Source organism: Rubneribacter badeniensis, from assembly GCF_002899695.1.
Classification (GTDB): Bacteria; Actinomycetota; Coriobacteriia; order Coriobacteriales; family Eggerthellaceae; genus Rubneribacter; species Rubneribacter badeniensis.
The window spans coordinates 1-26,531 of the sequence record NZ_PPEL01000005.1; the positions used below are offsets into that span (position 1 = coordinate 1).

Here is a 26,531-nt window from a genome sequence, read left to right on the forward strand (position 1 = left end):
CGTCCAGCGGATCGTCCCCTCGATCCCCCGCGCCGCGGGGGAGGCGCGGGGGATCGAGGGGACGATCCGCTGGACGCGTGCCATCGGCGCGCAAGGTCGGCGCGCTATGCTGTAAGCAGACCGAAGGAGGATGAGGGGCATGGCGTTCACGGAGCGAGCCGAATCATGGCGTTCGAAGGCGCATCTGAGCGGGGCGCGCCTGCCCGTGCTCGTGGGCGTGACGGCTCTCGCGGCGCTCGTGCTCGTGTTCGCGGGAAAGGCGCTTCTCGATGCGGCCGCCTCCGATGCGCTCGTTGTCGAGCGCGCGGAGCAGGAAGGGGGCCCGTCCGTCGAAGGGGAGGAGGCGGTCGCCGAGGAGGCGCGCACGGTGGTGGTCCACGTGGGCGGCGCGGTGGCCGATCCGGGCGTGCGCGAGCTGGCGGAGGGGTCGCGCGTGCAAGATGCGGTCGACGCTTCCGGAGGCTTCGCCGAAGGCGCGGCGTCCGACGCGCTCAACCTCGCACGCGTGCTCTCGGACGGCGAACAGGTGGTGGTCCCGACGCTTGAGGAGGCCGCAGGGGCGCAGGGCGCGGACGCGGGCGCGGCGGGCGCGGGGGCGTCCTCGGGCTCGGCGGCGGGAGGCAGGGTGAACATCAACCGAGCCACGGCAGCCGAGCTCGACACGCTGCCGGGCGTGGGGCCGTCGACTGCGGAGAAGATCGTCGCCGACCGAGAGGCGAACGGCCCCTTCGCGACGACGGAGGACCTCAAGCGCGTGTCGGGCATCGGGGACAAGAAGTACGAAGAACTTGCGGATCTCGTATGCGTGGGATGAGGGCGCGCGCGGCTGCGGCGCCCCCGCGCCCGTCCCTGCCGTTGACGCTCGGCTGCGCGCTGGGGCTCTGGGCCTTTTGCGCGCTGATCCTTTCGCTTGCCGAAGGATGGGCGCGCGAGGCGTGCCTCGCTGTCGGCGGGGTCGCAGTTCTGGGATCGCTTGCCGCGGCGGCGGGGCTGTGGCGCGGCAGGGCGTCCCAACTGTGGGCGTGCCTCCTCGGGGCGACGCTCGGCGTCGCGTGCGCCTGCGGCTGGGCCGCCGCGCAGCACGAACTGGCCGCTGCGGCCCAGGGGGCGTCCGGGACGTGGCGGCTGGAGGCCGTGGAAGACGGCAGGCAGGGATCGTTCGGCCCTTCCTGCGTCATGCGCGCCGTTGCCGATGACGGGCGCGCCTTCCTCGTGCGCGCGAGCTTCGACGAAGGCGCCTCCGTGCCGCGCTACGGCGAGGTGTTCGAGGCGACCGCCTCGCTCGAAGAGCCGGGGGAGTCCTCGGCGGCGTACTTCTGGCGAGAGGGGATCGTCGCCGAGGCGCGCGTGCAGGAGGCGCGGAAAGTGGAGCGCGGAGGCGTTGTGGGCGCGCTCGTCGCGGCGAGGTCGGCGGCCATCGACGTCATAGCGGGCGCGGGGGAGGGCGACGGCCCCGCCGTGCTCGCGGCGCTCGTGTGCGGGTGGCGGGGGATGCTCGATGAGGGGGACGCCTACGGGGCCTACCAGGCTTCGGGCCTCGCGCATCTCGTGGCGGTGTCGGGAGCGCACCTGTCCATCGTGGCGGCCTGCTCGATGGCGGTTTTGCGCCTCGCGCGCGTGCCGCGGGCCGCCGCGTGCGCGATCGAGGGAGGGCTGCTCTTGTCCTACCTCGTGCTGTCGGGCGCCCCGGTGTCGGCCGTGCGCGCGGCGGTCATGGCCGTCGCGGGTATGCTCTCGTTCGCGGCACGCCGCCGCCCCGCCGCGCTCGGGGCCCTCTCGGTCTGCATCATCGGATGCGTCTCGCTCTCGCCGACGACGGCGCTTTCCGTCTCCTTCGCGCTCTCGGCCCTCTCCACACTCGGGATCGTGCTGTTCGCGGGGCTGATCGCGTCGTGGGTCGAGTCGGCGGCGCCCCGCGTCCCCCGCGTCGTGGCCGAGGGGCTTTCCCTCACGTTCGCCTCGAGCGTCATGGCCACGCCACTGTCGGCTGCGATGTTCTCCCAGCTGCCGCTCGTGGCCCCGGTGGCGAACGTGGTCGCGGGGCCTCTGTTTCCCCTCGTGTGCTCGGCGGGCCTCGCCGCATGCGTCCTCTGCTTGGCCGTCCCGCCCCTCTCGCCGCTGCTCATGCCGGCGGCGACGGGCGCGGCGGGCTGCATGACGGGCGTCGTGCGGGCGCTCGCCGCCGTGCCGCATGCGAGCGTGCCCGTCTCCATCCCCCTCTCTGCTGCCCTCGCCACGTCGGCGGGCGTCGCGGCGGCGCTGTGGCTCGCGTGGCCCCGTCCGCGCCGCCGGACGCTCGCCGCCTTCGCTGCGGCCTCGATCCTTGCGGCCGCGTGCCTGGTCGCGGTCGTGCCGCGGCTGTCGGGCGACGAGATCGTGATGCTCGACGTGGGCCAAGGCGACGCGTTCGTGGTGCGAAGCCGGGGTGCGGCGATGCTCGTGGACACGGGCAACCAGGACCGCCTCCTGCGCGAGGCGCTCGCCCGCCACGCGGTGCTCCGGCTCGATGCCGTGCTCGTCACGCACGGGGACGACGACCACATGGGCTCGCTCGCCTCGCTCAGAGGGGTGGTGGAGGTGGATCGCGTGCTCGTCGCCGAGGGCGTCTTCTCGTGCGGATGCGAGGCGTGCGAGCGGCTTTTGTCCGACGCGCGCTCGCTTGTGGGGGAGGACGGCGTCGTGGGCCTTTCGCAGGGCGACGCGCTGCGCGTCGGCGCGTTCTCCCTCGAGGTGGTGTGGCCCGCCGCGTTCACGGAGGAAGGGGGCAACGCCGACAGCGTGTGCCTTCTGGCCGACGCCGACGTGGACGGCGACGGCGCGCGCGACTGGCGCACGCTCTTCACGGGCGATGCGGAGCGCGACGAGCTGCGCGCGCTCATCGACGCGGGGCTCGTCGGAGCCGTCGACGTGTACAAAGTGGGGCATCACGGCTCGAAGAACGCCCTCGACGACGAGGTGGCCGCTGTGCTCTCGCCCCGCATCGCGCTCGTGAGCGCGGGCGCGAACAACCGCTACGGGCATCCTGCGCCCGAAACGCTCGAGCGCCTCGAGGCCGTGGGCGCGACGGTTCGCCGCACCGACGAGGAGGGAGACGTTTCGTGCAGATTCGGCCCCGACCGGATCGAGGTGAGCGCCCTGCGCTAGAATGGGGGCATGGCCGCTCAGAAGAAAACAGACGCCCCTTTGCTTCCCGCGTACCTCGTCGTGGGGGAGGACGCGCTCAAGCGCGACGCCGTGATGAAGCGGCTGCGCGCGCGACTTTCCGCGATGGGCGACCTTTCCTTTAACGACGATTCGTTCGACGGCGAGACGGCAGAGGGCGCGGACATCGTGGGGGCCTGCGACACCGTGCCCTTCGCAAGCCCTGTGCGCCTCGTGGAGGTGCGCGCGGCCGACAAGCTCAAGAAGGCCGACGCCGAGCGGCTCGTCTCCTACCTGGGCGCGCCGAACGGCTCGACGGTGCTCGCGCTCGTCGCGGAGAAGCTGGCCAAGAACACGCGCCTGTACAAGGCCGTGGCCGCCCATGGCAAGACGGCCGTCATCGACTGCTCCCTGCCGAAGCGCTACGAGCTGCCGAAGATGGTGCGCTCGATGGCCGTCGGCCACGGCGTGACGCTCACCGAGGGCGCGGCGAGGGCGCTCGTGGAGCTTGTGGGCGAGGACACCGTGCGGCTCGACGGCGAGCTTCGCAAGGTCGCGCTCGCGCATCGCGGGACCGACGCTGTGGGAGAGCGCGAGATCGTCGCGATGGTGGGCCGGACCGCCGAGGCGAAGCCCTGGGAGTTCGTGGACGCCTTCGCGGCGCGCGATGCGCGCCGCTGCCTCTCGCTGCTCGGGCGCATGGAGTCGACGTCTGTGCACGCGCTCATGGCCATGTGCGCGACACGGCTGCGGGAGCTCGTCTGCGCCCGCAGCATGATCGACCGCGGCAACGCCCGAGGTATCGCCGCCGCGCTCAAAGCGCCCGAATGGCGCGTCAAGAACCACGCGGCCTGGGCGCGCGGATTCTCTGCCGCCGAGTTGCGCGCGGCCCTCGTGTCGGCCCGCGACGCCGAGCGCGCCATGAAAAGCGGGGCGGACGCGGACGCCGTCTTCCTTGAATGGGCGTTGCGCGTCATGGCGAAGCGATAGGCCGGGTCCCCGATCCGGACGGAGCCTTCTCGCGTGTGGTTGGGCGCCTTGTCCACTGCCTCCACACGCGCCTTCTGCGCGTCTTCTACCGCTTGTCCGCGGACTTTGCCGCGCTCGCATGCGCGCTCGTCTCCTCGGCGCGCGTTGCGAGCCGGGTCGGCTGCGCGGGATCGCCCCGATCGCTGCCGGCTCTGCTCCAGCTTCCTTCCGCGATCGCCTCTGCGAGGCGTCGAGGCCGCTTTCTTTCGCCGTCCCCCAAAGCGAGAGGTCCCGGATATCCGGGACCTCTCGCTCTTGATATGCGGAAGGATCGCGGGGCGATCTTCGCGGGATCGGCTACTCGGCGGCCTCTTCGGCACCTTCGGCGGCAGCGGCCTCGGCTTCGGCCTTGGCGGCCTCCTCGGCTTCCTTCGCCTTGCGCTTGGCGGCGGCAGCCTCTTCCTTGAGCTGCTTCTCGCGGCGCTTCGCCTTGGCCTCGGAGGCGGCCTTCATCTCGGCAAGGCGCTCGGCCTTGCGCTCGGCCTTCTTGGAGCCGGTCTTCTGCTCCTTCTTCTCCGGCTTCACGTAGGCGGCGCGGTCGGCGTCCGTGACGATGCCGTTGACGAGGTTCATGATGCCGCTCTTGCGGTTGGCGGCCTGGTTCTTGTGGATGACGCCCTTGGACGCGGCCTTGTCCATGAGGCGGCACGCGGCGCATGCGGCGGCGTAGGCCTCGGCTCCGTTGCCGGCGGCCACGGCGTCCTTCACACGGCGAGTGGCGGTCTTGAGCTGGCTTTTCACTGCGCGGTTGCGCATGCGGGCCTTCTCGTTGGTGATGATGCGCTTCTTCTGGCTCTTGATGTTGGCCATGGGTTCTCTTCCTCCAATGGGTCGTGCTCGGTTGTGCGTACGTCCGTCGCGCATGGCAGCGTCGCGGGCGCGCGGTCCGATGGCGCCGACCGTCGCGCGCGATCCGGACAGGATCGGCCCGCCTCGTTCGAGGCGGTGCGAGCACGTGTGGAACGGGCGGGATTTCTCCGTTCTCTGACCGGTCAGGTCGCCAGCGAGACGAATCCTCGAGAGCAGCCACGTCTGCGGATTCGGCGATGAGGGCATCGCGCGCACGTATCGCTGTATGCACAATGCGATAGAATAGCAAAGGTTTCGGCGGTTTGCACGGAAAATCGCGAAATCGCGCGTTCTCCATCTTCACGATCCGAAAGATCCGAAAGGATCCGAAACGAAAGGACTCGTCATGCGCGCTTTCTCCCTGCGGGGCGCATCTGCCCTCGTCCTCGCGTCCCTCGCCGCCGTCCCGCTCGCCGGATGCTCGGGAGGGCACCAGGTGATCGAGGCGGGAGAAGACTGCTCCTCCTGCCATGCCGACGAGAAGGCCGTCTTCGAGATCTCCGGCGTTCCCGAGGGCGCCGTCGAGAGCGGATCGCGGGTGGTCGTCGAGACGCAGGCCGCGAGCGTGTCAGTGTGCGTGCCGCTGCTCGCGTCCGAGGACGGATCGTACTACGTGTTCGAGGAGCGCTCGCGGGCTTCTGCGGAGGACGGACGGGTGGAGCTCGAGCTCGAGGACGGGCTGTGGGCGCTTTGCCCCGATGGGGGCGGCACCTCGGCGTCGGTGCTCGTGCATGTGGACTCCTCGCGGTCGGACGCGGCGACGGTCGGGCTTTGACGCCCTCTGTCGCAGGCGCGTCCGCTCGCGACCGAAGGGCGGGCAGGGCTTCGTCCGCGGGTTTTTCGGCTTTTTCGGCGCTTCTCGAAGCCGCAGCGGGCGACAGGTGTCGCCAAGCGCGCCGAATGAGGTAGAATGATCCTTCGTTCTCCAAGGCAGCGACGTGAAAGACAGGACATGACCGACCCGAAGCACATCCGCAACTTCTCCATCATCGCGCACATCGACCACGGCAAGTCGACGCTTTCCGACCGCGTCCTCGAGATGACGGGCACCGTGGCCAGCCGCGATATGAAAGAGCAGCTGCTCGACAGCATGGACATCGAGCGCGAGCGCGGCATCACCATCAAAAGCCAGGCCGTGCGCGTGGATTACACCGCCGACGACGGCCAGACCTACCAGTTCAATCTCATCGACACGCCGGGGCACGTGGACTTCACCTACGAGGTGAGCCGCAGCTTGGCGGCGTGCGAGGGCGCGGTTCTGGTGGTGGACGCCACGCAGGGCGTGGAGGCCCAGACGGTGGCGAACGCGATGCTGGCGATGAACGCCGATTTGGAGATCGTCCCGCTCATCAACAAGATCGATCTGCCCGCGGCCGACCCCGAGCGCGTGAGGGCCGAGATCGAAGACGGGCTGGCGCTGCCCGCCGACGACGCGGTGCTGGCGAGCGGCAAGACGGGCGAGGGGGTGCACGACCTTCTGGAGGCCGTCGTGTACGGCATCCCCGCGCCTAAGGGCGACGCCGACGCGCCTTTGCGCGCGCTCATCTTCGACTCCTACTTCGACGCCTACCGCGGCGTGGTGGCGTTCATCCGCGTCATAGACGGCTCGGTGAAGAAGGGCGACCGCATCCGCATGATGGCGACCGGCGCCGAGACGGGCGTGGAGGAGGTGGGCGCGCGCCGTCCGGCCGAGGTGGCGCTGCCCGAGCTGTCCGTGGGCGAGGTGGGCTACCTCGTGACGGGCCTCAAGGAGGTCAGCCAGGTGAAGACGGGCGACACCATCACGCTCGCCGAGGGCGGCGTGGCCGACCCGCTGCCGGGCTACCGCGAGGTCAAGCCGATGGTGTACACGGGCCTGTTCCCCATCGACGGCGACCAGTACGAGCCGCTCAAGGAGGCGCTGGAGAAGCTCTCGCTCAACGATCCGGCGCTCATCTGGGAGCCCGAGAAGTCCCATGCCCTCGGCTTCGGCTTCCGCGTGGGCTTTCTGGGCCTTCTGCACATGGAGGTCATCAAGGAGCGCCTGGAGCGCGAGTTCGGCCTCGACCTTCTGGCCACGGCGCCGTCGGTGGAGTACCACGTGCACAAGCAGGGCGGCGAGATGGTGAGCCTCCACTCCCCGCAGGAGATGCCCGACGCCGGCGAGATCGAGCGCATCGAGGAGCCGTACCTAAAGGCGAAGATACTCATCCCGCCGGACTACGTGGGCGCGGTGATGGAGCTCACCACGGCGCGGCGGGGGACGTTCGTCACGATGAACTACCTCTCGCAGACCACGGTGGAGATGCTGTGGGAGATACCGTTGTCGGAGCTTATCATGGACTACTTCGACAAGCTGAAGTCCAACACGAAAGGCTACGCCTCGCTCGACTACGAATTCGACGGCTACAAGGAGTCGAAGCTGGTGAAGCTGGACATACTTTTGTCGGGCAAGCCGGTGGACGCGCTGTCGTTCATCGTGCACAAAGACAAGGCCTACGACCGCGGGCGCGTGTTGGCCGACAAGCTCAAGGAGATCATCCCGCGCCAGATGTTCGAGGTGCCCATCCAGGCTGCCATCGGCGGGCGCGTGCTGGCGCGCGAGACGGTGAAGGCCAAGCGCAAGGACGTGTTGGCGAAGTGCTACGGCGGCGACATCAGCCGCAAGCGCAAGCTTCTGGAGAAGCAGAAGGCCGGCAAGAAGCGCATGAAGGCCATCGGCAACGTGGAGGTGCCGCAGGAGGCGTTCATGGCGATACTGAAGGTGGACGAGTAGCGCGCAGGCGCGCGGCGACGTGAGGAGGTTTCCCATGGCGCGCAGAAACGACGATTACGACTGGCTGGACGACCCGTTCGACGAGAAGAAGGCCGCCGAAGAGCGCGAGCGCGCCGCCGTGTCCGGGAGGGCGAAGGCCGCGCTCGGCTGCGGATGCCTTGCCGCTTTGGGCCTCGCCGTGCTCGCGGTCGTCGCCACCGTGGCGGCGCTCGGCAGCCTGTCTTTGTAGTTTTGCGGTTTTCGGTCGGCGAGAGGAGCAGGGCGTGAAGACGAATCCCGTGATCGAGGGCATCCTCGGGCGGCGCTCGGTGCGCGCGTTTCAGGAGCGCGCCATCCCGCGCGAGGACTTGGAGGCCATCGTGGCGTGCGGGCAGTGGGCCCCGTCGGCGCGCAACCGGCAGGAGTGGACGTTCGTGGTGGTGGACAGCCGGGCGCGCATCGCGCGGCTGGCCGAGGCCATGCGGCGTGCGCTCGGGCGCGACGCCTACGACATGTACGCGCCGCAGAGCATCGTCATCGTGGCGCATGCGAAGGGCGCCGAATTCGGTCGTGAGGACGACGGCTGCGCGCTGGAGAACATGTTTCTGGCCGCGCATTCGCTCGGCATCGGCAGCGTGTGGATCAACCAGCTGCAGGGCATCTGCGACGAGCCCGCCGTGCGCGACGAGCTGGACGCGCTCGGCGTGCCGGCCGATGCCGAGGTGCACGGCGTCTGCGCGCTCGGCTACGCCGCCGCGCCGGGCGCGGCCCACGAGCGGAAGAGCGCGGTCGTGTGGGTGGAGGAGTGAGGCGGTGCGCCTCGCTGGCCGCTTCCGGCAAAGGCGGGACGATGTTCGACTTTCCAGCGTTCTTCTCCAACCATCCGCTGCTGCTCGCCCCGATGGCGGGCGTGAGCGACGAGGCGTTTCGCGCCCTGTGCCTTGAGCAGGGGGCCGACCTCGCCTACACCGAGATGGTGTCGGCGAAGGGGCTGTCCTACGCCAACGAGAAAACACGGCATCTGCTTTCCCTCGCGCCGGGCGAGGAGCGCGTGGCCGTGCAGCTGTTCGGACACGAGCCGGACACGATGGCCGCGCAGGCCGCGTGGGTGGAGCGGCAGATGGGGGAGGCGCTGGCCTACCTGGATATCAACATGGGCTGCCCCGCGCGCAAGATCGTGTCGAAGGGCGACGGGTCGGCGCTCATGAAGGAGCCCGCGCTGGCCGCAGACATCGTGCGCGCCGTGACGCGGGCCGTGGAGCATCCGGTGGCGGTGAAGTTCCGCCGCGGCTGGGCCGAGGGCGACGAGACGGCGCCGGAGTTCGCACGGCGCATGGAGGATGCGGGCGCGGCGATGGTGGCCGTGCATGGGCGTTTCGCCGAACAGCTGTACCGCGGCAGCGCCGACTGGGGCGTGATCGCGCGGGTGAAGGAGGCCGTGCGCGTGCCCGTGACGGGCAACGGAGATGTGCGTTGCGGCGCCGACGCGGCGGCGATGGTCGCGCGCACGGGCTGCGACGCGGTGATGATTGCGCGCGGAGCCGAGGGCAACCCGTGGGTGTTCGCGCAGGCCCGTGCCGCGCTGGCGGGAAAGCCCGAGCCGCGCGCGCCGGATGCGCGGGAGCGCGTCGCGATGGCGCGCCGCCATGCGCGGCTGCTCGCCGCGCGCGAAGGGCGCAACATCGTGCGCATGCGCAAGCACGCCATGTGGTATATGGCCGGGCTCCCCGGCGCGGCGGCCGCGCGCGGCAGGATCAACGCGTGCGTGGACGTGGAGGATTTCGAGCGCGTGTTCGACGAGCTTTTGGAATGCGTCCGCGCGCATGGCGAAAGCGGCGAAAGCCCCGTTCTCCTGCCGTCTTCGCCGTGTTCATGACAAGGATATTCATGACAAGGAGGCAGTATGCCGCATGATCCCTACAAGGCGCTTTACCTGCACCTGCCGTTCTGCGTGAGGCGCTGCGGCTACTGCGACTTCGCCACCGAGGCCGTGCCCGCCGACGACGCGCGCATCGACGCCTACGTGGAGGACCTGGCGCTGCAGGTGCGCCGCAAGGCCAAAGAAGGCGAGCTGGCGGCCGTGGAGACGGTGTACATCGGCGGGGGCACGCCCTCGCACGTGGGGATGCCGCGCCTGTCGATGCTCTTGTACACCCTGTCGCTTTCGATGCGGCTCGAGCCCGACGTGGAATGCGCGATGGAGGCGAACCCGGAGAGCCTGACCGGCAACATGGTGCGCGACATCTGGGCGCTCGGCGTGAACCGCCTGTCCATCGGCGTGCAGAGCCTCGACGATGCGGTGCTTCGGACGCTCGGGCGCGCGCACTCGGCCGACGACGCGCGCCGCGCCGTGGCGGCGGCGCGGGAGCGGTTCGACAACGTGAGCGTGGATCTCATGTGCGGCATCCCCGGTCAGAGCGCGGAGAGCTTCGAGGCCACCGTGCGCGAGGCCGTGGCGCTGGGCGCGTCGCACGTGAGCGTGTACCCGCTCACGATCGAGCCGCACACGCCGTTTCATCGCGCGGTCATGCGGGGGCAGATGCCCGAGCCGGACGACGACGTGGAGGCCGCGCACATGGAGATCGCCGCGCGCGTGCTGGCCGAGGCGGGCTTTTCGCGCTACGAGGTGGCGAGCTACGCGCTTCCCGGCCAGGAGTGCCGCCACAACATCGCGTATTGGACGGGCGCGCCGTACCTGGGCCTCGGGCGCAGCGCCGCCACGATGACGCAGAACGATAAGCGGCGCATGCGCGTGCAGGACGGGCGGGTCACCGACGACCTGGACGCGCGCCAGATGGCCGCCGAGGACCTGATGCTGGGCATGCGTATGACGCGCGGCGTGTCGGAGGCGCAGGTGGAGCGCGCCGCCGCGCTCTTGCCGGAGGCGCCCGCCGCCCTCGCGCGCCTCGAGGCGCAGGGCCTTGTAGCGCACGAGGGCGGCCGCTTCCGCCCCACCGAGCGCGGCTGGCTCTGCGGCAACGAGCTGTACGGCGCGCTCTTCGACCTCGCGCCTTGACCTCGCGTCCCGACCTTCCTCTCTCCGCTCGGGGAGAAGGGGCGAACGCGGTCGCTGTTGCGCGGTCGCGGCCGGTGGAGCGCATCGCGACGTCGGCGCGCCCGTTCCGCGCGGTCGCGACCCACGGGACGCGTCGCGATGCCGCCGCCCTCGCTCCTCGCAGCCGCGACCCGCGGCCATCTGTGGCCCTCTGCGGCCCTCTGTGCAGTAACCGTCGAGTTTCTCCATAATTCCCTCTTGTCGTTAGCACTCTCGGAGTTCGGCTGCTAATATGGTATGTTGGCATGGTTCGAGGAGCGGACTGCGAGAGAGGAAGGTGGAGAAGCGTGCTTTCGGATCGAAGACAGCGGGTGCTCGCCGCCCTCATCGAAGAGTACGTCGCGCGCGCTTTGCCGGTGGGGTCGCGCACGCTGACGGAGCGCTACCAGCTGGGCGTGAGCCCCGCCACCGTGCGCAACGAGCTGTCCGTGCTCGAGGACGGCGGCTACATCACGCAGCCGCACACGTCGGCGGGCCGCGTTCCGACCGATTTCGGCTACCGCGCGTTCGTGGACAACCTGCTGTCCTGCGACCTCACGGCCGACGACGAGCGCTACCGCCCCGTGGTGGACGAGCTGCGCCGCAGCGCGAGCGAGCTCGATGCGCTGCTCGAGCAGACCTCCTCGGCCCTCACGCGCCTCACCGACTGCCTGTCCATCGTGCTGGCCCCGTCGGTGCTCAACCTGCGCATCAAGCAGCTCTCGCTCGTGTCGCTCACGCCGCACCGGGCCCTCGTCGTGCTCGTCACCGAGGACGGCCAGGTGTTCAACCGCCAGATGGAGTTCGCCGAGGAGGTGCCCTCCGACGAGCTTGCGCGCGTGCAGCGCTTCCTCGGCGAGGTCATGGGCGGCAAGACGCTGCAGGAGGTGGAGGACGGCCTGGGCCAGGGCATGGTCGAGGCGTTCCGCGACCCGCTCGTGCGCATGGCGCTCGACGAGGTGCTGTCGTGTTTGCAGGAGAGCGCGCCCTCGCGCGCGCATCGTCTCGGGGTCAGCTCGCTTCTGACGAAGCCCGAGTTCAGCCAATCCCAGGCGCTTCTGCCCGTCATGCGGGTGCTCGAGGACGACACCGTGCTGCTGCACATCCTCGACGACGCCGCGCGGCAGGGCGCGGGCGCGCCGAGCGTGCGCATCGGCAGCGAGAACGGCGCCGAGGCGCTTTCGGGCGTGTCGGTGGTGGCGAGCCGCTACGGGCGCGGCGCCTCGGCGGGCGTCGTGGCGGTGGTGGGCCCCACGCGCATGGACTATTCGAAAGTCATCCGGGCGGTGCGCATGGCGAGCGCGGCGCTCGAGGACGTGTAAGGAACCGATGAGCGAGGAGGGCGCGTCGGCGAGGATCGCGCGGCCTCCGAAGAAAGGCAACGATCTCAGATGGCCAGGGACCTGTACGAAGTTCTGGGAGTCTCCCGCGAGGCGACCGAGGACGAGATCAAGAAGGCGTTTCGCCGGCGTGCCCGCGAACTGCACCCCGACGTGAACAAGGCGCCCGATGCCGAGGAGCAGTTCAAGGAGCTCAACGAGGCGTACGACGTGCTGTCCGACGCGACGAAGCGCGCCCAGTACGACCGCTTCGGCACCGTTCCCGGCGCGGCGGGCGGCGCAGGGCCTTACGGCGGCGGCTACGTCGACTTCGAGGATCTGTTCGGCGGCGGCTTCGGCATGGGCGACATCTTCAGCTCGTTCTTCGGCGGCGCGGCGGGCGGGCGCGCCCCCCAGCGCCGGGAGGGGCGCGACATGGGCGTGGGGCTGCGCCTCACCCTCGAAGAGGTGGCGGCCGGCGCGAAGAAGGAGATCGTCTACGACCGCCTGGCGCCGTGCCCCGACTGCGACGGATCGGGCCTCGGCCCCGACGGGCGCGAGGTCACCTGCCCCGACTGCCACGGCCAGGGGCGCGTGGTCACCGTCCAGCGCACCTTCCTCGGCGACATGCAGACGGCCACCACGTGCAAGGCGTGCGGCGGCACCGGGCGCACCATCGAGAACCCGTGCCCGGAGTGCGAGGGGCAGGGCCGCGTGCCCGACCGCCAGCGCGTGACCGTGGAGGTTCCCGTGGGCATCCGCGACGCGCAGCAGCTGCGCCTGTCGGGTTTCGGCGAGGCCGGCATGCACGGGGCCCGTCCGGGCGACCTCATCGTCACGGTGCGCATCCAGCCGCACGAGTTCTTCGAGCGCGACGGCGACAACCTGCATGCGCGCGCGAACGTGTCCATCGTGCAGGCGACGCTCGGCGCCGAGATCGAGATCGACGGCATCTTCGAGGGCGAGAAGGTGCAGGTGCGCATTCCCGAAGGCTGCCAGAACGAGCAGGTGGTGCGCGTCCGGAACTTCGGCATGCCGAAGTTCCGCAGCGAGTCGCGCGGGGACATGTTCGTGCACGTGAACGTGGTGGTGCCCAAGAAGGTGACGAAGAAGCAGCGCGAGCTTCTCGAGCGGCTGGCCCAGGAGATGGGAGAGGACGTGGCCGACGCGCGCACGCCCCTGCAGAAGCTGCGCGACGCGTTCAACTAGCTGCGCTGATCCGCGAGCGGCGCGGCGAGCCGACGCTGCGGGGTGCAAAGGCGCCCCGCCTTGCCGCTCCAAGCCCTCCTCGCGTGCGCAAGCGCGCAGCCCTGCTCAACTTGGGCGGGGCATGCCCGCTCGGGCATCTGATTTGGGAATGGGCAAGCCCCAGGGCTCGTTCGTCACGGGAATCCGGGACGCCTCCGTGCCCTTCGCCGGCTTGCTAGCGCCAACCTGTGGGATTTCGATTTTCGCGAGTTCGGAGAAACATGTCGCTGCATCGGTTCTTTTTGGACAACCAGGTGATCGCCGCCGAAAAGGAAGCGGTGTTCCCGCTGCGCCTTTCGGCAGACGACGCGAGGCATGCGCGCGTGCTGCGTCTCGCGCCGGGCGAGCATGTGACGGTGGTGGATGCCGCGCAGGATTACTTCGAATGCGAGATCGCGGCGTTCGACGACGCGCTCCCGTAGGTGCGCATCGCGCGGCATCTGGACGAACCTGAGGCGACGCCGCAGGTCGTCCTCATGCAGGGCCTTGCGAAGGGCGACAAGGTGGAGACGGTCATCCGCCACGCCACGGAGTTGGGCGTGGCGGCGTTTCTGCCGTTTTCGTGCGAGCGGTCGGTGGTGCGGCTGGACGCGCGCAAGGCGGCGGCGAAGGCCGAGCGCTGGCGCGCCATCGCGAAGAGCGCGGCCATGCAGTCGGGCCAGCGCGCGGTGCCCGAGGTGCGCGAGCCGATGGCGCTTGCGCAGGCGTGCGAGCTGCTGGCCGGGGCCACGGCGCTGCTCGTGTGCTGGGAGGAGGCGCCGCAAACGGCGCATATCGCCGACGCGCTGGCCTACGGCATGGGGAAGTGCGGCGTCGCCGACCCCGCCGACGCGCGCGTGGGCGTGGTGGTGGGGCCCGAAGGGGGCCTGACCGAGCGGGAGGTGGACGCGCTGCTCTCGTGCAACCCGCGCGCGTCGCTCGTGTCGCTCGGCCCTGCCGTCCTGCGCACCGAGACGGCGGGCATCGTGGCTCCGGCGCTTGTTTTGCACGAGCTCTCCCGCATGGCGCGGAAAGGGGAGGGGCGATGAACTTCGCCGTCATTAACTTGGGCTGCAAGGTGAACCGCGTGGAGTCCGACGACGTGGCGGCGCTTCTGCGCGCGCACGGCGTCGAAACGGGCGAGGAGGACGCCGACCTCGTCGTGGTGAACACCTGCACCGTCACCGGCGAGGCCGAGAAGAAGACGCGCAAGGCCGTGCGCCGCGCCCTGCGCGCGAATGATCGCTCGCGCGTGCTCGTGACCGGCTGCGCCGCCGCGATCGATCCTGCGTTCTTCGAGGGGCTCGACGCGCGCGTGGAGGTGGCGGGAAAGGCCGTGCTGCGAAAGCGCGCCGCCGAGCTGGCCTGCGCGCTTTCGCCTTCGGGAGGTGGATGCGACGCGAAGGTGCCTGCGGCGGGAGGGGAGGCCGCCCTGCCGCAGCCTGTCGCGCTCGCCTGCGAGGCCGCAGACGGCGCGGCTCCCCAAGGGGCGGGTGCGCCCCTTCTCCGAGTCGGATCGGGGTTTCGCACACGCGTGGGCGTGAAGGTGCAGGACGGCTGCGACAACGCGTGCACGTTCTGCATCGTGCACACGGCCCGCGGCAAGGCGACGAGCCGCCCTGCCGACGAGGTCGCGCGCGAGTGCGCCTCCTACGCCGGGGCCGGCGCGAAGGAGATCGTGCTCACCGGCATCAACTTGGGATCGTACCGCGACGGAGGCTCATCGCGTCGCGATACGCGCGCGACGCGCCTCGCCGGTTTGCTGCGCAGGCTCCTCGACGAGACGGCCGACCTGCGCGCGCCGGACGAGCCGCCCGTGCGCTTCCGCATCTCGAGCGTCGAGCCGCGCGACGTGGACGACGATCTCGTCGAGGTGCTGGCCCGTGCGGAGGGGCGCGTGTGCCGTCACCTCCACCTGCCCTTGCAGTCCGGCAGCACGAAGGTGCTGCGCGAGATGGCGCGCCCCTACGATGCCGCCGCGTACGTGGCGCTCGTGCGCAGGCTGCGCGCCCGCGTGCCGAGCATCGCGCTGTCGACCGACGTCATCGTGGGCTTTCCGGGGGAGACGGACGAGGACTTCGAGGCGACGCTCTCCCTCGCGCGCGCTTGCGGCTTCGCCAAGATGCACGTGTTCCCGTACTCGATACGCGCAGGGACCCCTGCGGCGGCGCGCGAGGACCAGGTGGACGCTTCCGTGAAGGCCGCGCGTGCCGCGCGTCTGCGCGCCCTTTCCGACGAGCTTCGCCGTGCCGATTACGGGCGGCGGGCGGGCACGGTGGAGCTTGCGCTCGTCGAGGAGGACGGCCTCGCCACCGTCGAGAGCCACTATCGCGTGCCCGTCCCGCTCGGAGCCGCGCTGGGATCGCTCGCGCCGGTCCGACTGCCCGAACGTCCGGAGGAGGAGCTTTGATGTCTGCGCTCGATCCCGACCGCGACGAGGCGCGCGAACGCGCGCGGAGGCGCCTTGAGGCGCGCCGCGCCCGCATGCGCGGGCAAGATCGCTCCCCACGTCCGAACGGCGCCCTCGCGGGCGCGTCCGCGCTTGCGCGGGCCGCTGCGGCGGCGGTCGGGCGCCTCGGTCCCAAAGGCCTCGCGGCGGCGGGCGGGGCGCTTATCGTCGCCCTCGTCCTCATCGTCGCGCTCGTCGTTCGCGGATGCTCGGGCTCTCCTGAGTCCGTTTCGGCTCCGGCGCCCGAGGGCGAGCAGCCCGTCGAGCCGACGGTGGAGCCCGAGCCCGAGCCTGCGGACGAGGCCGCGCTCGCGGTGATCCTCGGCGACGAGCTTGCCGCGTCCCTCGTCCAAGCCTCCGAGGCGGGCGGGGACGCAGCCTGGATCGCCGCGCATCCGGAGGCCTTCGCCGTGGACGGCGAGGCCGTGCAGCGCAAGCTTCTCAAGCTGGCGGCCGAGGAGCCGCTGGCGGTGCCGTTCGTACGCTCCTTCCCCGACCGGTATCCTGCCGACGCGGCCGAGCCCTGCGACGCGCCGGCCCAAGGAGAGGTGCCCCGGCTCTACCAATGGGACGTGCGCTGGGGGAGCACCGTGTACTCGTCGACGGCGTTCGCCCTCACGGGCTGCTGTCCGACGTCGCTCTCGATGGTCTACCAGGGGCTTACCGGCAAGGGCGACCTGTCGCCCTACGACATGGGCCAGCGTGCGCGCGAGGGCGGCTACGAGACGGAGTACGACGGCACGGACCAGACCTTCCTCGTCGCCGAGGCGCCGAGCCTGGGCCTTTCCTGCGAGCAGATCGCCGTGGACGCCGACGCTCTGCGCACGGCGCTCGAGGCCGGGAAGGTCGTCATCTGCAACGTGGGTCCCGGCGACTTCACCGAGGGCGGGCATTTCTTCGTGATCACCGGCCTCGACGACGAAGGGAGGCTTGCGATCAACGATCCCTATTCGGCCGAGCGCTCCGACCGGGCATGGGATGTCGACCAGGTGATCTCCCAGACCATGGGGCTCTACGCCTATTCGGCCGCCTGACGCCCCGCCGCCCGCCGCATCCCGGGTTTCGCGCCCAACCGCAAGCGGTTTCGACTCGGTTTAGTGACGCCCGCATGGTCCGGCGGGCGGCGTGGTACAATGGCCATATGACAGACCAGACCCAAATCACGCTCACGGCCCCGCGCAGCGTGGACATGGCGCTCATCGTCGGGCCGGCCGATGAGACGCTTCGCCTCGTGCAAGACTCGTTCCAGGCGCGCATCACGGTGCGCGGCGACGCCATCGTGCTCGAGGGCGACCCGATCGAGGTGCAGTCGCTCACGGCGCTGTTCAGCGACCTCATCAAGCTCGTGGAAGACGGCGGCGAGCCCACCTGCGATTACGTGCGCCGCGCCATCGACCTTCTGCGCACGGCGGAGTTCAGCCCGCAAACGCTGCGCGAGGACATCCTGCTCACGTACCGCGGCCGCGCCATCCGCCCGAAGACTGCGGGTCAGAAGCGCTACGTGGATGCCGTCCGCGAGCACACCGTCACGTTCGGCATCGGGCCGGCGGGCACCGGCAAGACCTACCTCGCCATGGCCATGGCCGTGGCCGCGCTCAAGCGCAAGGAGGTGGGCCGCATCATCCTCACGCGGCCCGTGGTGGAGGCGGGGGAGAGCCTGGGCTTTCTGCCCGGCACCCTCGCCGAGAAGGTGGACCCCTACATCCGCCCGCTCTACGATGCGCTCTTCGACATGACCGACATGGAGCGCGCCAACCAGCTCATCGACAGCGGCGTCATCGAGATCGCCCCGCTCGCGTTCATGCGCGGGCGCACTCTGAACGACAGCTTCATCATCCTCGACGAGGCGCAGAACACCACGCCCGAGCAGATGAAGATGTTCCTCACGCGCCTCGGGTTCGGCTCGAAGATGGTCGTCACCGGCGACGCCACCCAGCTCGATCTGCCGCGCGGCGTCTCGGGCCTCAAAGGGGTGCGCGACGTGCTCGACGGCATCGACGGCATCGCGTTTTGCGAGCTTTCCGGCAAAGACGTCGTGCGGCACTCGCTCGTGGCCGCCATCGTCGCGGCCTACGATCAGGCGAGCAGAAAGGCTTGAGAGCATGGACATCCAGATCAACTACGACTATCGCAAAGAGGACCTCGAGAAGCTGCCCTTGCACGAGCTCACCCAGTTCGTGCTCGCCCGCGAGGACAAGCCCTTCAGCACCGAAGTGTCCGTGAGCTTCGTCACCGACGAGGCCATAGCCGAGCTCAACGAGCGCTACCGTCAGAAGTCCGGCCCCACCGACGTGCTGTCGTTCGAGTGCGACGGCGCGGACGACGACCTGTCTGCCATGACGCTGGCAGAGGATCCGGTCTTCGAGCTGGGCGACGTCGTCATCGCGCCCGACGTGGCGGCTCGCCAGACGCGCGAGTTCGGCACCACGTTCGAGGAGGAGATCAGCCTTCTGCTCGTGCACGGTCTTTTGCACCTGTGCGGCTACGACCACATCGCCGACGACGAAGCCGAGGTCATGGAAAGGCGCGAGGCCGAGATCCTCGAGGCCTGGGCGAAGCGCTGAGGACGGGGGAGGAAGCCGTGGAAGGGCCCTGCGCCATGGGCGAGGACGACCGCGACGAGGCCGCGTGCGCGACGGACGGTTTCGTTCGCAACGACGCCGACAAGGCGAAGGGGTCGCGTGCCCGCTTTCCTTTGAGCTGCGCGTTCAAGTGCGCTTGGGACGGCGTCGCCTACGCGGTGCGCTCGCAGCGCAACATGAGGATCCACCTCGCCGTGGCGGCGGTCGCTGCGGCGCTGGGGTTCGCGCTGCGCATCGACGGCCCGTCCTGGGCGGCCGTGCTCGTGTGCATAGGATCCGTGATCGCCGCCGAGCTCGTGAACACGGCGGTCGAGTCGGTGGTGGACCTCGTCTCCCCCGAATACCACGAATTGGCCCGCCGGGCGAAGGACTGCGCCGCGGGCGCCGTACTCGTCTTGTCCCTCGCCGCCGTCGCGGTGGCGCTCGTCGTGTACCTGCCGCCCGCCTGGGCGCTTCTGACCTCGTAGGACCGAAAGGATGCCTGTGGAAACCAGCGAATCGTTCAGATCGGGATTCGTCACGCTCGTCGGCCGCCCGAACGCCGGCAAGTCGACGCTCGTGAACGCCATCATGGGCAAGAAGATCGCCATCACGTCGAACACGGCGCAGACCACGCGCCACCGCTTCCGCGCGGTGCTCACGCGCGAGGGCTTCCAGCTCATCCTCGTGGACACGCCGGGGCTGCACAAGCCCCACGATGCGCTCGGTGAGGAGCTGAACACCTCTGCCCTCAAGGCGCTCGAAGACGTGGACGTGGTCGCCTTCCTCGTGGACGCGTCGAAACCTGTCGGCACGGGGGACGAATGGGTGGCCGCGCAGCTGTCGCGCGCGCGCTCGAAGAAGGTGCTCGTGCTGTCCAAGATCGACCTCGTGGACGATGCCGAGCTCGACCGCCAGCGCTTCGCCGCCGCTCGGCTCGGCGATTGGGACGCCGTCGTGGAGCTTTCGAGCACGACGGGCGAGCATGTGCAGGACTTCATCGACACGGTGGTGGCCCTGCTGCCCGAGGGGCCGTCGTGGTTCCCGGCCGACATGGAGACCGACCAGCCCATCGACGTGGTGGTGGCCGAGTTCATCCGCGAGAAGATCCTGCGGTCGTTCCGCGACGAGGTGCCCCACGCCATCGGCGTGCGCGTGGAGGAGATGGGCTACGACCGCAAGAAGGACCTGCATCGCATCTACGCCGTCGTCTACGTGGAGCGCGACAGCCAGAAGGGCATCATCATCGGCAGGCAGGGCGCTGCCATCAAGCAGGTGGGCACGGAGGCGCGTCTCGACCTCGAGCAGCTGCTCGGCACGCGCGTGTTCTTGGATCTGTCCGTGAAGGTGAAGAAGAACTGGCGGCGCGACGCGAACCAGATCCGCCGCTTCGGCTACGGGGAGGGCGCCTAGGAGCGCGCCTGTCCGCGCGAAGCGGCTCTTGCGCCGCGCGGGAGCCGCTTCGCGCCCCTTCGCCTGTCCTCAGTTCTGCAGGTATTGTCACGATAAGGGCAAACGGGCGTTTGTCCGGGGCGTGCCCGCGGGTTTTCCGCTACAATCATGGCATACGTGTCATTTGCGAGGGAGTATGCCAGCATGATCTGTCCTCACTGCCATTCGGAGAACCGCGACGGCGCGCGATTCTGCAACGATTGCGGCCTTCCGCTTTCGGGCAAGATCGCGGAGCTTGCGGCTGCCGCCGACCGAGCCGAGTCCGGTCCTGCCGCCGATACCGTTTCCGCATCGGACGCTGCGGAGGCGTCCGGCGCGTCTGCCGAAAGCCCCTCTGCCGCGCAGGATGTCTCCCTCGCCGGCTCGGACGGCGAATCCCCCTCCGCGTTGGGCGAGGCTCGCGCCGGCTCCTCCGGCCCGCTCGACCCTGCGGCGCTGCCCTCCATAAACGTGGCGGGCGTGAACGTGGACGAGAACGGCGACGCGTACGACTTCGGCCCGCTTCCCGACGCCTCTGAGGAGGCCCCATCGGAAGGCGGCGCGGACGTCGCACGCGCCGCCGACGATCTCGCTCCCTTCGTGCCGAAGCGGGCGGCCGTCGACGAGGCGGCCCGCACCGCCGACCTGACGGGCATCGACGAGTGCCTCGTCGATGCGAGCTACGTGCCCCCGGCCGCCTCTTGGCGCTCGGGGGACACGATGGAGCTTCCGCGCGTCGAGGGCGCCTCCGCGCCCCAGCAGCGCGAGTTCCGCGCGCCCGACGCGAACGCGAGAAAAGGCGGCAAGGGCAAGGTGGTCGCCATCGTGCTCGCCTGCCTGGTCGCGCTCGGCGCCGCGGCGGCGGGTGCGACGTACTACCTGGAGCTTTGGGGCGGCAAGATGCTTCCCGACGTCGTGGGGATGACCCAGACCGACGCCGTCTACGCGCTTGAGGGCAAGGGCTTCTCCGTGCGCGTGCTCGAGGTGAAGTCCGACGAGACGGAAGGCGTCGTGCTGCTCATGGACCCCGGCGCGGGCGCGCGCACGGAGGAGGGCACGGAGGTCACCGTCCACGTGGCCGCCGCGCGCTTCGTTCCCGAGGGCGCGGTGGGCGTCCCGCGCGACGAGGCGGCCAACCTGCTTGCGGCCGAGGGCTTCGAGAACGTGACGTACGTCACGGAGAAGTCCGACGAGCACGAAGGGCTCGTGCTCAGCATCGATCCGGCCCCTGGGACGAAGGCGACCGCCTCCACGCCGATCACCGTGACGGTGGCAGAGCCCTACACAGTCCCCGACGTTGTCGGCATGACGTGGGAGGAGGCGAAGGCCGCGCTCGAGGCAGAGGGCTTTTCTGCCGCCGTCTCCTACGTCTACGACGAGAACGTGGAGCCGGGAGTGGCCATCGGCACCGATCCGGCTGCGGGCTCGAAGGCGGCTTCCGGCACCTCTGTGGTCGTGAACGTGGCGCTCTCCCGCGCCGCCGAGTTGGAAAGCGCCACCTGGGGGCTGTTCTCCGAGGGCGCTTCGGTCAACATCGACGGCATCGATTACCTGGTGTCCTCGTGCGACGCAGTGGCCTACGAGGGGAGCGAGACGACGTCGTTCACGATCACGGCCAAGCCCTACACGACGTTTCTGGGCGTGACGCTCCCCCTGGACGAGCGCTCGGTGTCCGGCACCGTCGTGTGGAACGCCGACAACACGGTGTCCTCCATCACGGAATCGTAAGGCCGTGTCGCAGCCCACCTACGGCGCGCGCGGCATCGTTTTGCGCAAGACGAAGCTCGGGGAGGGCGACCTTGTCGTGACGCTGCTCTCCGAGGACGGCTCCCAGCTGCGCGCCGTCGCGAAGGGGGCGCGCAAGCCGACGAGCCCGTTCGCCTCGCGCCTCGAGCTGTACTCGGTGGCCGACGCGCTTCTCGCTCGCGGGCGCAGCCTCGACATCGTCAAGGAGGCGCGCCTCGTCGAGGGCAACGAGCGTCTGCGCCGCGACCTGGAGCGCGCTGTCTGCGCCGCGCCTGTGGCCGAGCTTTCGGGCTGCGTCTCCCAGGACGGCCTCGAGAACCCCCGGCTGTTCGCGCTGACGCGTGCCGCGCTCTCGAGCCTGGGGCGCGTCGAGGTTCCGTTCGCGCCCGCGATCGCGGCGGGGCACCTTTTGAAGGCGCTCGCCTTCGCGGGGCTGAGGCCGAGCCTCGACGCGTGCGCCGTCTGCGGGCGCGAACTCGGCGCGCCCGCGCCGGAGGGCCTTGCGGCGCTGTCGTATCGCGAGGGGGGCGTCGTGTGCCCCGCCTGCCGCGGCGCGGCCGAGGCGGTGATGGTGCCCGCTTCGACCCTTGGCTGGTGCCGCGCCCTCCTCGGCTCGACGTTCGCCGAGATCGAGGGCATGGACGTCGATCCCTCGGCATCCTTCGCTGCGCTCAGATTCTGCCAGCAATGGGTTCGCGAGCATGTGGGCGCGAACCTCAGATCGCTTGACTTCCTGTTCACCTGCGGGTTGTTCTGATCCGGACGGCAACCCAGACGAGAGGAGACGGACATGCACACCTTCACCCCGCGCGGCGTGTGCTCGCGCGCCATACACCTTGAGCTCGACGGAGAGCGCGTGGCCCACGTGGACTTCGTGGGCGGCTGTGACGGCAACCTCAAGGCCATCTCGAAGCTCGTCGAGGGCATGACGGTGGACGAGGTGGCCGCCGCGTTAGAGGGCAACACGTGCGGACGGCGCGCCACCTCCTGCGCCGACCAGCTCGTGCGCGGCCTGCGCGAGGCGCGCGCGAAGGAACTGGCCGACGAGGCGGGCGTCGAAGCGGGCGCCCCTCATGAGGCCGTGTAGGCCCACAGGTTGAGGCACTGGCCGAGCACTTCGTCGAACCCCCAGGTCCGCGCCGTGCGCTCGGGACTGTTCGGGTCGCGGATCTCGAGGCGCCCGTTCTCGTCGATTCCCGCGAGCACGATGAAGTGCCCCGTCGTGGTGAAGTCGCCCGGCCCGACGCTCGCGATGACGGGCGAGCCGGACAGGATCGCGCGGCGCACGCTCGCCTCGTTGGCGGGCAGCTCCTCGGCGGCAAGCCCCGCCTCGGCGGCGCCGTCGGTCATGAACGTCCAGGCGGTGCCGTCGGGCGTCGCGCAGCCGAGGCGCTCGGAGAGCGCTCCCATGTCGGCCGGCGTCCTGTCGGCGCGTCCCGTGAGGGCGACGTAGACCATGGACAGGCACGTGGGGCCGCAGCCCGCCTCGGCGAAGCTGTACCCCGCGTAGCGCTCCGAGGCCCAGGCGGGATCGCGCTGGTAGAGCTCGGGGACCTCGCCTGCGCGCCACTGGTCCTTCGGCGTGCTGCGCGGCCCGCCCGTCTCGTCGGGAGGCGTCCCTTGCGCGCCGGCCGTCAGCTTTTCGAGCGCTCCGATCGCGCAGGGCGCGCCCAGGGCGAGGATGCAAGCGAGCGCGAGGACGAGGGCGATGCGCGCGACGAGGCGCGGCCGGGGCGGACGGCGCGCGAACAAAGGGCGTGCGCGCCGCGTTCGGCGCGGCGTCCAGGCGGCGCGGTCGAGCCGACGGTTCCCGGCGTTCGCGCGGGGCGCCCCCGCCGCCTTGCGGGGCGCGGGCCCGAGCGAGTTGGTGTAGGTCATGGCTTCTCCTTTCCGTCGCTTTGATTGTGCCCCGAACCCCTCTTCGCCGTCCCGGAAGATCGGGCAACCGATTGCTTAAGCTTTCCTTAATTCCGAGGCGCGTGAAAGCGCGCCGACCGTCTGCGGGGCTACAATGGTCGGGACGAAAAAAGCCGAGCGGAAGGGGCTGCGTGGAGGAGAGGAAGTTGGTTTTCGTCTGCGACGACGATCGGGCCATCGCCGATCTGGTGGTCCAGCTTCTGGTCGAGGCGGGCTTGGACGCGCGCGCGTTCTACTGCGCCGCCGACCTTCTGGCGGCCCACGCCGACGGGCGGGCCGACCTCGTGGTGCTCGACATCATGATGCCGGGGATGGACGGGTTCGCCTGCTGCCGCGAGATACGCCGCGCAAGCGGCGTCCCCATCGTGCTGCTCACCGCCAAGGACGAGGAGGTCGACAAGGTGGTCGGCTTCGAGTTGGGCGCCGACGACTACGTGGTCAAGCCCTTCAAGCCCCGCGAGCTCGTGGCGCGCGTGCGCGCCCGTCTGCGCCGCCCCGCCTCCCCCGCGCGCCGCGTGCTGGAGGCGCGCGGGGTCGCGCTCGACGAGGACGCCTACGAGGCGACGCTGCACGGCGAGGCGCTTCCGCTCACGCCCAAGGAGTTCGCCATCCTCGCGTGCCTTCTGCGCGCGCAGGGCCGTCCCGTCTCCTCGCGCGATTTGTTCGAGGAGGTGTGGAAGGAGGAGGCCAACGTCCAGTCCAACAACACGGTGATGGTGCACATACGCCATCTGAGAAAGAAGCTCGCCGCCGTCGACTCGTCCCAAGAGCTCGTCGAGACGGTGTGGGGCGTGGGCTACAAGCTGGGGTAGGGAAGGAGGCCGAAGTGTCGACGAGGCAGACGCCGCAGCGCGCGCGGCTCGCCCGCGCCATCGTGGGGCGCACGATGGCGGGCATCATGATCTTCACGGCGGCGTTCGCCGTCGCGTTCGCGGCGTTCGACGCGATCGTGAAGCCCGGACTCTCGAACTTCTTGTACTTCGAGGTGATGGGCGGCGACGGGGGCGCATCGTGGCGGCTGTACGACGCGCTGACGACACTCTACCTCCCCTTGGCGGCGCTCCTGTACGCCGCGGGCATCTTCCTCTTCGTCCGCTCGGGCGTGAACCGGGCGCTGTCGTACTTCGACGCGCTCTACGAGGCGGCCGAGGGCATCCTCGCCAAACGCGCGGAGGCCGCCCCGCTGCCTCCCGAGCTGTCCGAGACGGCGGCGGCGCTGGGCGCCATCAAGGAGGAGCGCGAGCGCGCCGACCGCGCCGCGAAGGCGGCCGAAGAGCGCAAAAACGAGCTTGTCGCCTACCTGGCCCACGACATCAAGACGCCGCTCACCTCCATCATCGGATACCTGGCGCTGCTCGAGGAGTCGCCCGACCTGCCCGCGTCCGCGCGGGCGCGCTACACGGGCATCACGCTCGAGAAGGCGTACCGCCTCGAGGAGCTGCTCGACGAGTTCTTCGAGATCACCCGCTACAACCTGCATGCCATCCCCATCGAGCGCTCCCGCTTCGACGGCGCGCTGTTCTGCAGCCAGGTGATCGACGAGTTCTTCCCGCTCGCCGAGGCGCGCGGGCTGCGCCTGGTCTACGAGGGGCCGCAGGAGCTGCGCGTGTTCGCCGACGCGGGCAAGGTGGCCCGCGTGGTCGACAACGTCTTGAAGAACGCGGTGGCCTACGCCGACCCCGGCACCGACGTCGTAGTTCGCACCTCTCTCGCGAAGGGGGAGGGCGGCTACGTGTGGTGGGAGATCACCGTCACCGACCGCGGGCGCGAGCTTTCTCCCCAGCACCTCGAGCGCATCTTCGAGCGCTTCTACCGCGCCGACGAGGCGCGCGGCGCCCAGACGGGCGGCGCGGGGCTGGGGCTGGCCATCGCGCGGGAGACGGCGCGGGCCCACGGGGGCGACATCTACGTGGCCAGCGACGCGGGCGCGACGTCGTTCACCATCTGGATCCCCCAGGGCCCGAGCGTGAGCGCGTAGGCGCGGAAGGGGCCGTCCATGATCGAGCTCGTCGCTTTCGAACCCCGCCTTCGCGACGCCCTGTTCGCGTTCCTGTCGCGCTGCCTGCCCGAATCGGGCCGCTCGTTCGACCCGGCGGGTCGCCACGCGCACCTCGAGCACATCGAGGACGGATTCGACGCCTTTTGGTGCCTCGTCGAGGACGGCGAGGACGTGGTGGGCTGCGTGGGTCTGCGCGAGCTCGAACCAGGCGCGAGCGAGCTCAAGACGCTGTTTCTGTACGAGCGCTTGCAGGGCCAAGGATGGGGTCGCCGCCTCGCTGAGCGCGCCATAGCCCGCGCCCGCCTTCGCGGCGACGTCGCCGTGCGCCTCGACACGACGTCTGCGAGTCGAGGCGCCATCGCGCTCTACCGTCGGCTGGGCTTTCGCGACATCGACCGCTACAACGACAATCCGGCGGCCGACGTCTTCATGCAGCTCGACCTTTCCTGAGGCTCTCCAACCTGCCGCTTTGTGCGGAAGCTGTGGGCGGCGCCGAGCGCGCTTGCCGGGCGTGCGGCTTGCCGGTACAATAGGTAGGCTGCGAAAACGCAGGCACTTCCCGCTTGGTCCGCATGCGTCCACCGCATGCCTCCCAGAGGGAAGCGCGCACGCAACGCGCCTTGTGCGCGACGATGCGGCGAAAGCCGCGAGAAAGGTGGAAGAACATGCCCAGCAAGCTCAGCATCACGAAGGAGCGCACGGCAGAGCTCATCAAGGAGTACGGCAAGGGCGAGGCCGATTCCGGCAGCCCGGAGGTGCAGGTGGCCATCCTCACCGAGCGCATCCGCAACCTCACCGAGCACCTCAAGGTGCACAAGAAGGACAACCACACCCGCCGAGGCCTCATGATGCTCCTCGGCAAGCGCCGCGGCCTCTTGAAGTACATCAAGAACCGCGACATCGAGGAGTACCGCGCTCTCATCAAGAAGCTCGGCATCCGCGACACCATCTAGCTGCGTACGAGAGCCCGCCTTGGCGGGCTCTCGCATAGGCGCCCCTGCGGGGGCGCGCGCGACGCGGTCGGAGGCGCAAGGGCGCCTTCGCTCGCGACCGGCGGCACGGGGCCGCCGCGTCAAAGAAGCTTGGCCGCACTAG

At 70.1% G+C, this 26,531-nt stretch carries 27 protein-coding genes and 1 pseudogene; 26 read left to right on the forward strand and 2 right to left on the reverse strand.

The features are described from left to right. Positions 1-139 precede the first annotated feature (139 nt). The 3 genes from C2L80_RS02050 to holA are packed head-to-tail and all read left to right on the forward strand — an operon-like array spanning position 140 to position 4,131. Positions 140-814 carry a ComEA family DNA-binding protein gene (locus C2L80_RS02050; RefSeq protein ID WP_087195622.1) on the forward strand — a complete coding sequence of 225 codons (675 nt, stop codon included), beginning with the start codon at positions 140-142 and terminating at the stop codon, positions 812-814. After that, positions 802-3,144, forward strand: a complete 2,343-nt coding sequence (locus C2L80_RS02055) for a DNA internalization-related competence protein ComEC/Rec2 (protein WP_087195623.1) — start codon at positions 802-804, stop codon at positions 3,142-3,144. Before C2L80_RS02050 ends, C2L80_RS02055 begins: the two co-directional genes overlap by 13 nt. A 9-nt stretch (positions 3,145-3,153) precedes the next feature. Next, positions 3,154-4,131 (forward strand): DNA polymerase III subunit delta, encoded by a 978-nt coding sequence (holA, locus tag C2L80_RS02060; RefSeq protein WP_087195624.1) that lies wholly within the window; start codon positions 3,154-3,156, stop codon positions 4,129-4,131. Between the two features lie 336 nt (positions 4,132-4,467). Here holA and rpsT read toward each other — a convergent pair whose 3' ends face one another. Next, positions 4,468-4,980 (reverse strand): 30S ribosomal protein S20, encoded by a 513-nt coding sequence (gene rpsT / locus C2L80_RS14520; protein WP_087195625.1) that lies wholly within the window; start codon positions 4,978-4,980, stop codon positions 4,468-4,470. A gap of 385 nt (positions 4,981-5,365) precedes the next feature. Here rpsT and C2L80_RS02070 point away from each other — a divergent pair, with 385 nt between their 5' ends. From C2L80_RS02070 to C2L80_RS02155, 19 genes and pseudogenes are all read left to right on the forward strand, one after another. Continuing rightward, positions 5,366-5,794 carry a hypothetical protein gene (locus tag C2L80_RS02070; protein WP_087195626.1) on the forward strand — a complete coding sequence of 143 codons (429 nt, stop codon included), beginning with the start codon at positions 5,366-5,368 and terminating at the stop codon, positions 5,792-5,794. Between the two features lie 177 nt (positions 5,795-5,971). Then, the gene (gene lepA, locus C2L80_RS02075; RefSeq protein ID WP_087195627.1) at positions 5,972-7,774 is read left to right on the forward strand and encodes a translation elongation factor 4; all 1,803 of its coding nucleotides are present in this window, start codon (positions 5,972-5,974) and stop codon (positions 7,772-7,774) included. Positions 7,775-7,808: 34 nt separating this feature from the next. Further along, positions 7,809-8,003 (forward strand): hypothetical protein, encoded by a 195-nt coding sequence (locus C2L80_RS02080; RefSeq protein ID WP_087195628.1) that lies wholly within the window; start codon positions 7,809-7,811, stop codon positions 8,001-8,003. Between the two features lie 34 nt (positions 8,004-8,037). Beyond that, positions 8,038-8,562, forward strand: a complete 525-nt coding sequence (locus C2L80_RS02085; protein ID WP_087195629.1) for a nitroreductase family protein — start codon at positions 8,038-8,040, stop codon at positions 8,560-8,562. Between the two features lie 41 nt (positions 8,563-8,603). Continuing rightward, the gene (gene dusB / locus C2L80_RS02090; protein WP_087195630.1) at positions 8,604-9,629 is read left to right on the forward strand and encodes a tRNA dihydrouridine synthase DusB; all 1,026 of its coding nucleotides are present in this window, start codon (positions 8,604-8,606) and stop codon (positions 9,627-9,629) included. A 27-nt stretch (positions 9,630-9,656) separates the two neighbouring features. Beyond that, positions 9,657-10,769: a radical SAM family heme chaperone HemW gene (gene hemW, locus C2L80_RS02095; protein ID WP_087195631.1), complete on the forward strand. Its 1,113-nt coding sequence runs from the start codon at positions 9,657-9,659 to the stop codon at positions 10,767-10,769. Between the two features lie 326 nt (positions 10,770-11,095). After that, positions 11,096-12,109 (forward strand): heat-inducible transcriptional repressor HrcA, encoded by a 1,014-nt coding sequence (hrcA, locus tag C2L80_RS02100; protein ID WP_193602614.1) that lies wholly within the window; start codon positions 11,096-11,098, stop codon positions 12,107-12,109. Between the two features lie 69 nt (positions 12,110-12,178). Further along, the gene (gene dnaJ / locus C2L80_RS02105) at positions 12,179-13,315 is read left to right on the forward strand and encodes a molecular chaperone DnaJ (RefSeq protein ID WP_087195633.1); all 1,137 of its coding nucleotides are present in this window, start codon (positions 12,179-12,181) and stop codon (positions 13,313-13,315) included. A 260-nt stretch (positions 13,316-13,575) separates the two neighbouring features. After that, positions 13,576-13,776, forward strand: a complete 201-nt coding sequence (locus C2L80_RS14250) for an RNA methyltransferase PUA domain-containing protein (RefSeq protein WP_239938649.1) — start codon at positions 13,576-13,578, stop codon at positions 13,774-13,776. Further along, positions 13,777-14,382, forward strand: coding sequence for an RsmE family RNA methyltransferase (locus tag C2L80_RS02110; protein ID WP_239938651.1), 606 nt, complete (start codon positions 13,777-13,779; stop codon positions 14,380-14,382). Continuing rightward, positions 14,379-15,743 (forward strand): MiaB/RimO family radical SAM methylthiotransferase, encoded by a 1,365-nt coding sequence (locus tag C2L80_RS02115; RefSeq protein ID WP_087195635.1) that lies wholly within the window; start codon positions 14,379-14,381, stop codon positions 15,741-15,743. Before C2L80_RS02110 ends, C2L80_RS02115 begins: the two co-directional genes overlap by 4 nt. Beyond that, positions 15,743-16,816 (forward strand): C39 family peptidase, encoded by a 1,074-nt coding sequence (locus C2L80_RS02120; protein ID WP_087195636.1) that lies wholly within the window; start codon positions 15,743-15,745, stop codon positions 16,814-16,816. The genes C2L80_RS02115 and C2L80_RS02120 overlap by 1 nt, the downstream gene beginning before the upstream one ends. A gap of 107 nt (positions 16,817-16,923) precedes the next feature. Further along, positions 16,924-17,880 carry a PhoH family protein gene (locus C2L80_RS02125; protein WP_087195637.1) on the forward strand — a complete coding sequence of 319 codons (957 nt, stop codon included), beginning with the start codon at positions 16,924-16,926 and terminating at the stop codon, positions 17,878-17,880. Positions 17,881-17,884: 4 nt separating this feature from the next. Further along, positions 17,885-18,346, forward strand: coding sequence for an rRNA maturation RNase YbeY (ybeY, locus tag C2L80_RS02130; RefSeq protein WP_087195638.1), 462 nt, complete (start codon positions 17,885-17,887; stop codon positions 18,344-18,346). Between the two features lie 17 nt (positions 18,347-18,363). Then, complete coding sequence (locus C2L80_RS02135; protein WP_239938653.1) at positions 18,364-18,831, forward strand: diacylglycerol kinase family protein; 468 nt, start codon at positions 18,364-18,366, stop codon at positions 18,829-18,831. Between the two features lie 10 nt (positions 18,832-18,841). Next, positions 18,842-19,756 carry a GTPase Era gene (gene era / locus C2L80_RS02140; RefSeq protein ID WP_087195640.1) on the forward strand — a complete coding sequence of 305 codons (915 nt, stop codon included), beginning with the start codon at positions 18,842-18,844 and terminating at the stop codon, positions 19,754-19,756. Between the two features lie 183 nt (positions 19,757-19,939). Beyond that, positions 19,940-21,502, forward strand: coding sequence for a PASTA domain-containing protein (locus C2L80_RS02145; protein ID WP_087195641.1), 1,563 nt, complete (start codon positions 19,940-19,942; stop codon positions 21,500-21,502). A gap of 4 nt (positions 21,503-21,506) precedes the next feature. Beyond that, positions 21,507-22,277, forward strand: a complete 771-nt coding sequence (gene recO, locus C2L80_RS02150) for a DNA repair protein RecO (RefSeq protein ID WP_087195642.1) — start codon at positions 21,507-21,509, stop codon at positions 22,275-22,277. A 30-nt stretch (positions 22,278-22,307) separates the two neighbouring features. Further along, positions 22,308-22,607, forward strand: a pseudogene (locus C2L80_RS02155) (TIGR03905 family TSCPD domain-containing protein); the annotation flags it as partial. Here C2L80_RS02155 and C2L80_RS02160 read toward each other — a convergent pair. Further along, positions 22,592-23,398: a C39 family peptidase gene (locus C2L80_RS02160; protein WP_087195644.1), complete on the reverse strand. Its 807-nt coding sequence runs from the start codon at positions 23,396-23,398 to the stop codon at positions 22,592-22,594. The pseudogene C2L80_RS02155 and the gene C2L80_RS02160 sit on opposite strands and share 16 nt — an antisense overlap. A 170-nt stretch (positions 23,399-23,568) precedes the next feature. On the opposite strand from C2L80_RS02160, the gene C2L80_RS02165 reads away from it, so the two are divergent. The 4 genes from C2L80_RS02165 (at position 23,569) to rpsO (ending at position 26,389) form a co-directional block, all read left to right on the forward strand. Beyond that, complete coding sequence (locus C2L80_RS02165; protein WP_087195645.1) at positions 23,569-24,249, forward strand: response regulator transcription factor; 681 nt, start codon at positions 23,569-23,571, stop codon at positions 24,247-24,249. A gap of 14 nt (positions 24,250-24,263) precedes the next feature. Continuing rightward, complete coding sequence (locus C2L80_RS02170) at positions 24,264-25,415, forward strand: sensor histidine kinase (protein ID WP_224758804.1); 1,152 nt, start codon at positions 24,264-24,266, stop codon at positions 25,413-25,415. Positions 25,416-25,433: 18 nt separating this feature from the next. Further along, positions 25,434-25,886, forward strand: coding sequence for a GNAT family N-acetyltransferase (locus C2L80_RS02175; protein ID WP_087195646.1), 453 nt, complete (start codon positions 25,434-25,436; stop codon positions 25,884-25,886). A gap of 215 nt (positions 25,887-26,101) precedes the next feature. Beyond that, on the forward strand, positions 26,102-26,389 hold the full coding sequence (rpsO, locus tag C2L80_RS02180; protein ID WP_087192977.1) for a 30S ribosomal protein S15: 288 nt from the start codon (positions 26,102-26,104) through the stop codon (positions 26,387-26,389). The last annotated feature ends 142 nt before the right edge of the window (positions 26,390-26,531 follow it).

Bases quoted from the DNA above. Each gene is read 5' to 3' on its own strand.
- C2L80_RS02050 (WP_087195622.1), top strand. From the start codon at position 140: ATGGCGTTCACGGAGCGAGCCGAATCATGGCGTTCGAAGGCGCATCTG.
- C2L80_RS02055 (WP_087195623.1), top strand. From the start codon at position 802: ATGCGTGGGATGAGGGCGCGCGCGGCTGCGGCGCCCCCGCGCCCGTCC.
- holA (WP_087195624.1), top strand. From the start codon at position 3,154: ATGGCCGCTCAGAAGAAAACAGACGCCCCTTTGCTTCCCGCGTACCTC.
- rpsT (WP_087195625.1), bottom strand. From the start codon at position 4,980: ATGGCCAACATCAAGAGCCAGAAGAAGCGCATCATCACCAACGAGAAG.
- C2L80_RS02070 (WP_087195626.1), top strand. From the start codon at position 5,366: ATGCGCGCTTTCTCCCTGCGGGGCGCATCTGCCCTCGTCCTCGCGTCC.
- lepA (WP_087195627.1), top strand. From the start codon at position 5,972: ATGACCGACCCGAAGCACATCCGCAACTTCTCCATCATCGCGCACATC.
- C2L80_RS02080 (WP_087195628.1), top strand. From the start codon at position 7,809: ATGGCGCGCAGAAACGACGATTACGACTGGCTGGACGACCCGTTCGAC.
- dusB (WP_087195630.1), top strand. From the start codon at position 8,604: ATGTTCGACTTTCCAGCGTTCTTCTCCAACCATCCGCTGCTGCTCGCC.
- hemW (WP_087195631.1), top strand. From the start codon at position 9,657: ATGCCGCATGATCCCTACAAGGCGCTTTACCTGCACCTGCCGTTCTGC.
- dnaJ (WP_087195633.1), top strand. From the start codon at position 12,179: ATGGCCAGGGACCTGTACGAAGTTCTGGGAGTCTCCCGCGAGGCGACC.
- C2L80_RS14250 (WP_239938649.1), top strand. From the start codon at position 13,576: ATGTCGCTGCATCGGTTCTTTTTGGACAACCAGGTGATCGCCGCCGAA.
- C2L80_RS02115 (WP_087195635.1), top strand. From the start codon at position 14,379: ATGAACTTCGCCGTCATTAACTTGGGCTGCAAGGTGAACCGCGTGGAG.
- C2L80_RS02120 (WP_087195636.1), top strand. From the start codon at position 15,743: ATGTCTGCGCTCGATCCCGACCGCGACGAGGCGCGCGAACGCGCGCGG.
- C2L80_RS02125 (WP_087195637.1), top strand. From the start codon at position 16,924: ATGACAGACCAGACCCAAATCACGCTCACGGCCCCGCGCAGCGTGGAC.
- ybeY (WP_087195638.1), top strand. From the start codon at position 17,885: ATGGACATCCAGATCAACTACGACTATCGCAAAGAGGACCTCGAGAAG.
- era (WP_087195640.1), top strand. From the start codon at position 18,842: ATGCCTGTGGAAACCAGCGAATCGTTCAGATCGGGATTCGTCACGCTC.
- C2L80_RS02145 (WP_087195641.1), top strand. From the start codon at position 19,940: ATGATCTGTCCTCACTGCCATTCGGAGAACCGCGACGGCGCGCGATTC.
- C2L80_RS02160 (WP_087195644.1), bottom strand. From the start codon at position 23,398: ATGACCTACACCAACTCGCTCGGGCCCGCGCCCCGCAAGGCGGCGGGG.
- C2L80_RS02175 (WP_087195646.1), top strand. From the start codon at position 25,434: ATGATCGAGCTCGTCGCTTTCGAACCCCGCCTTCGCGACGCCCTGTTC.
- rpsO (WP_087192977.1), top strand. From the start codon at position 26,102: ATGCCCAGCAAGCTCAGCATCACGAAGGAGCGCACGGCAGAGCTCATC.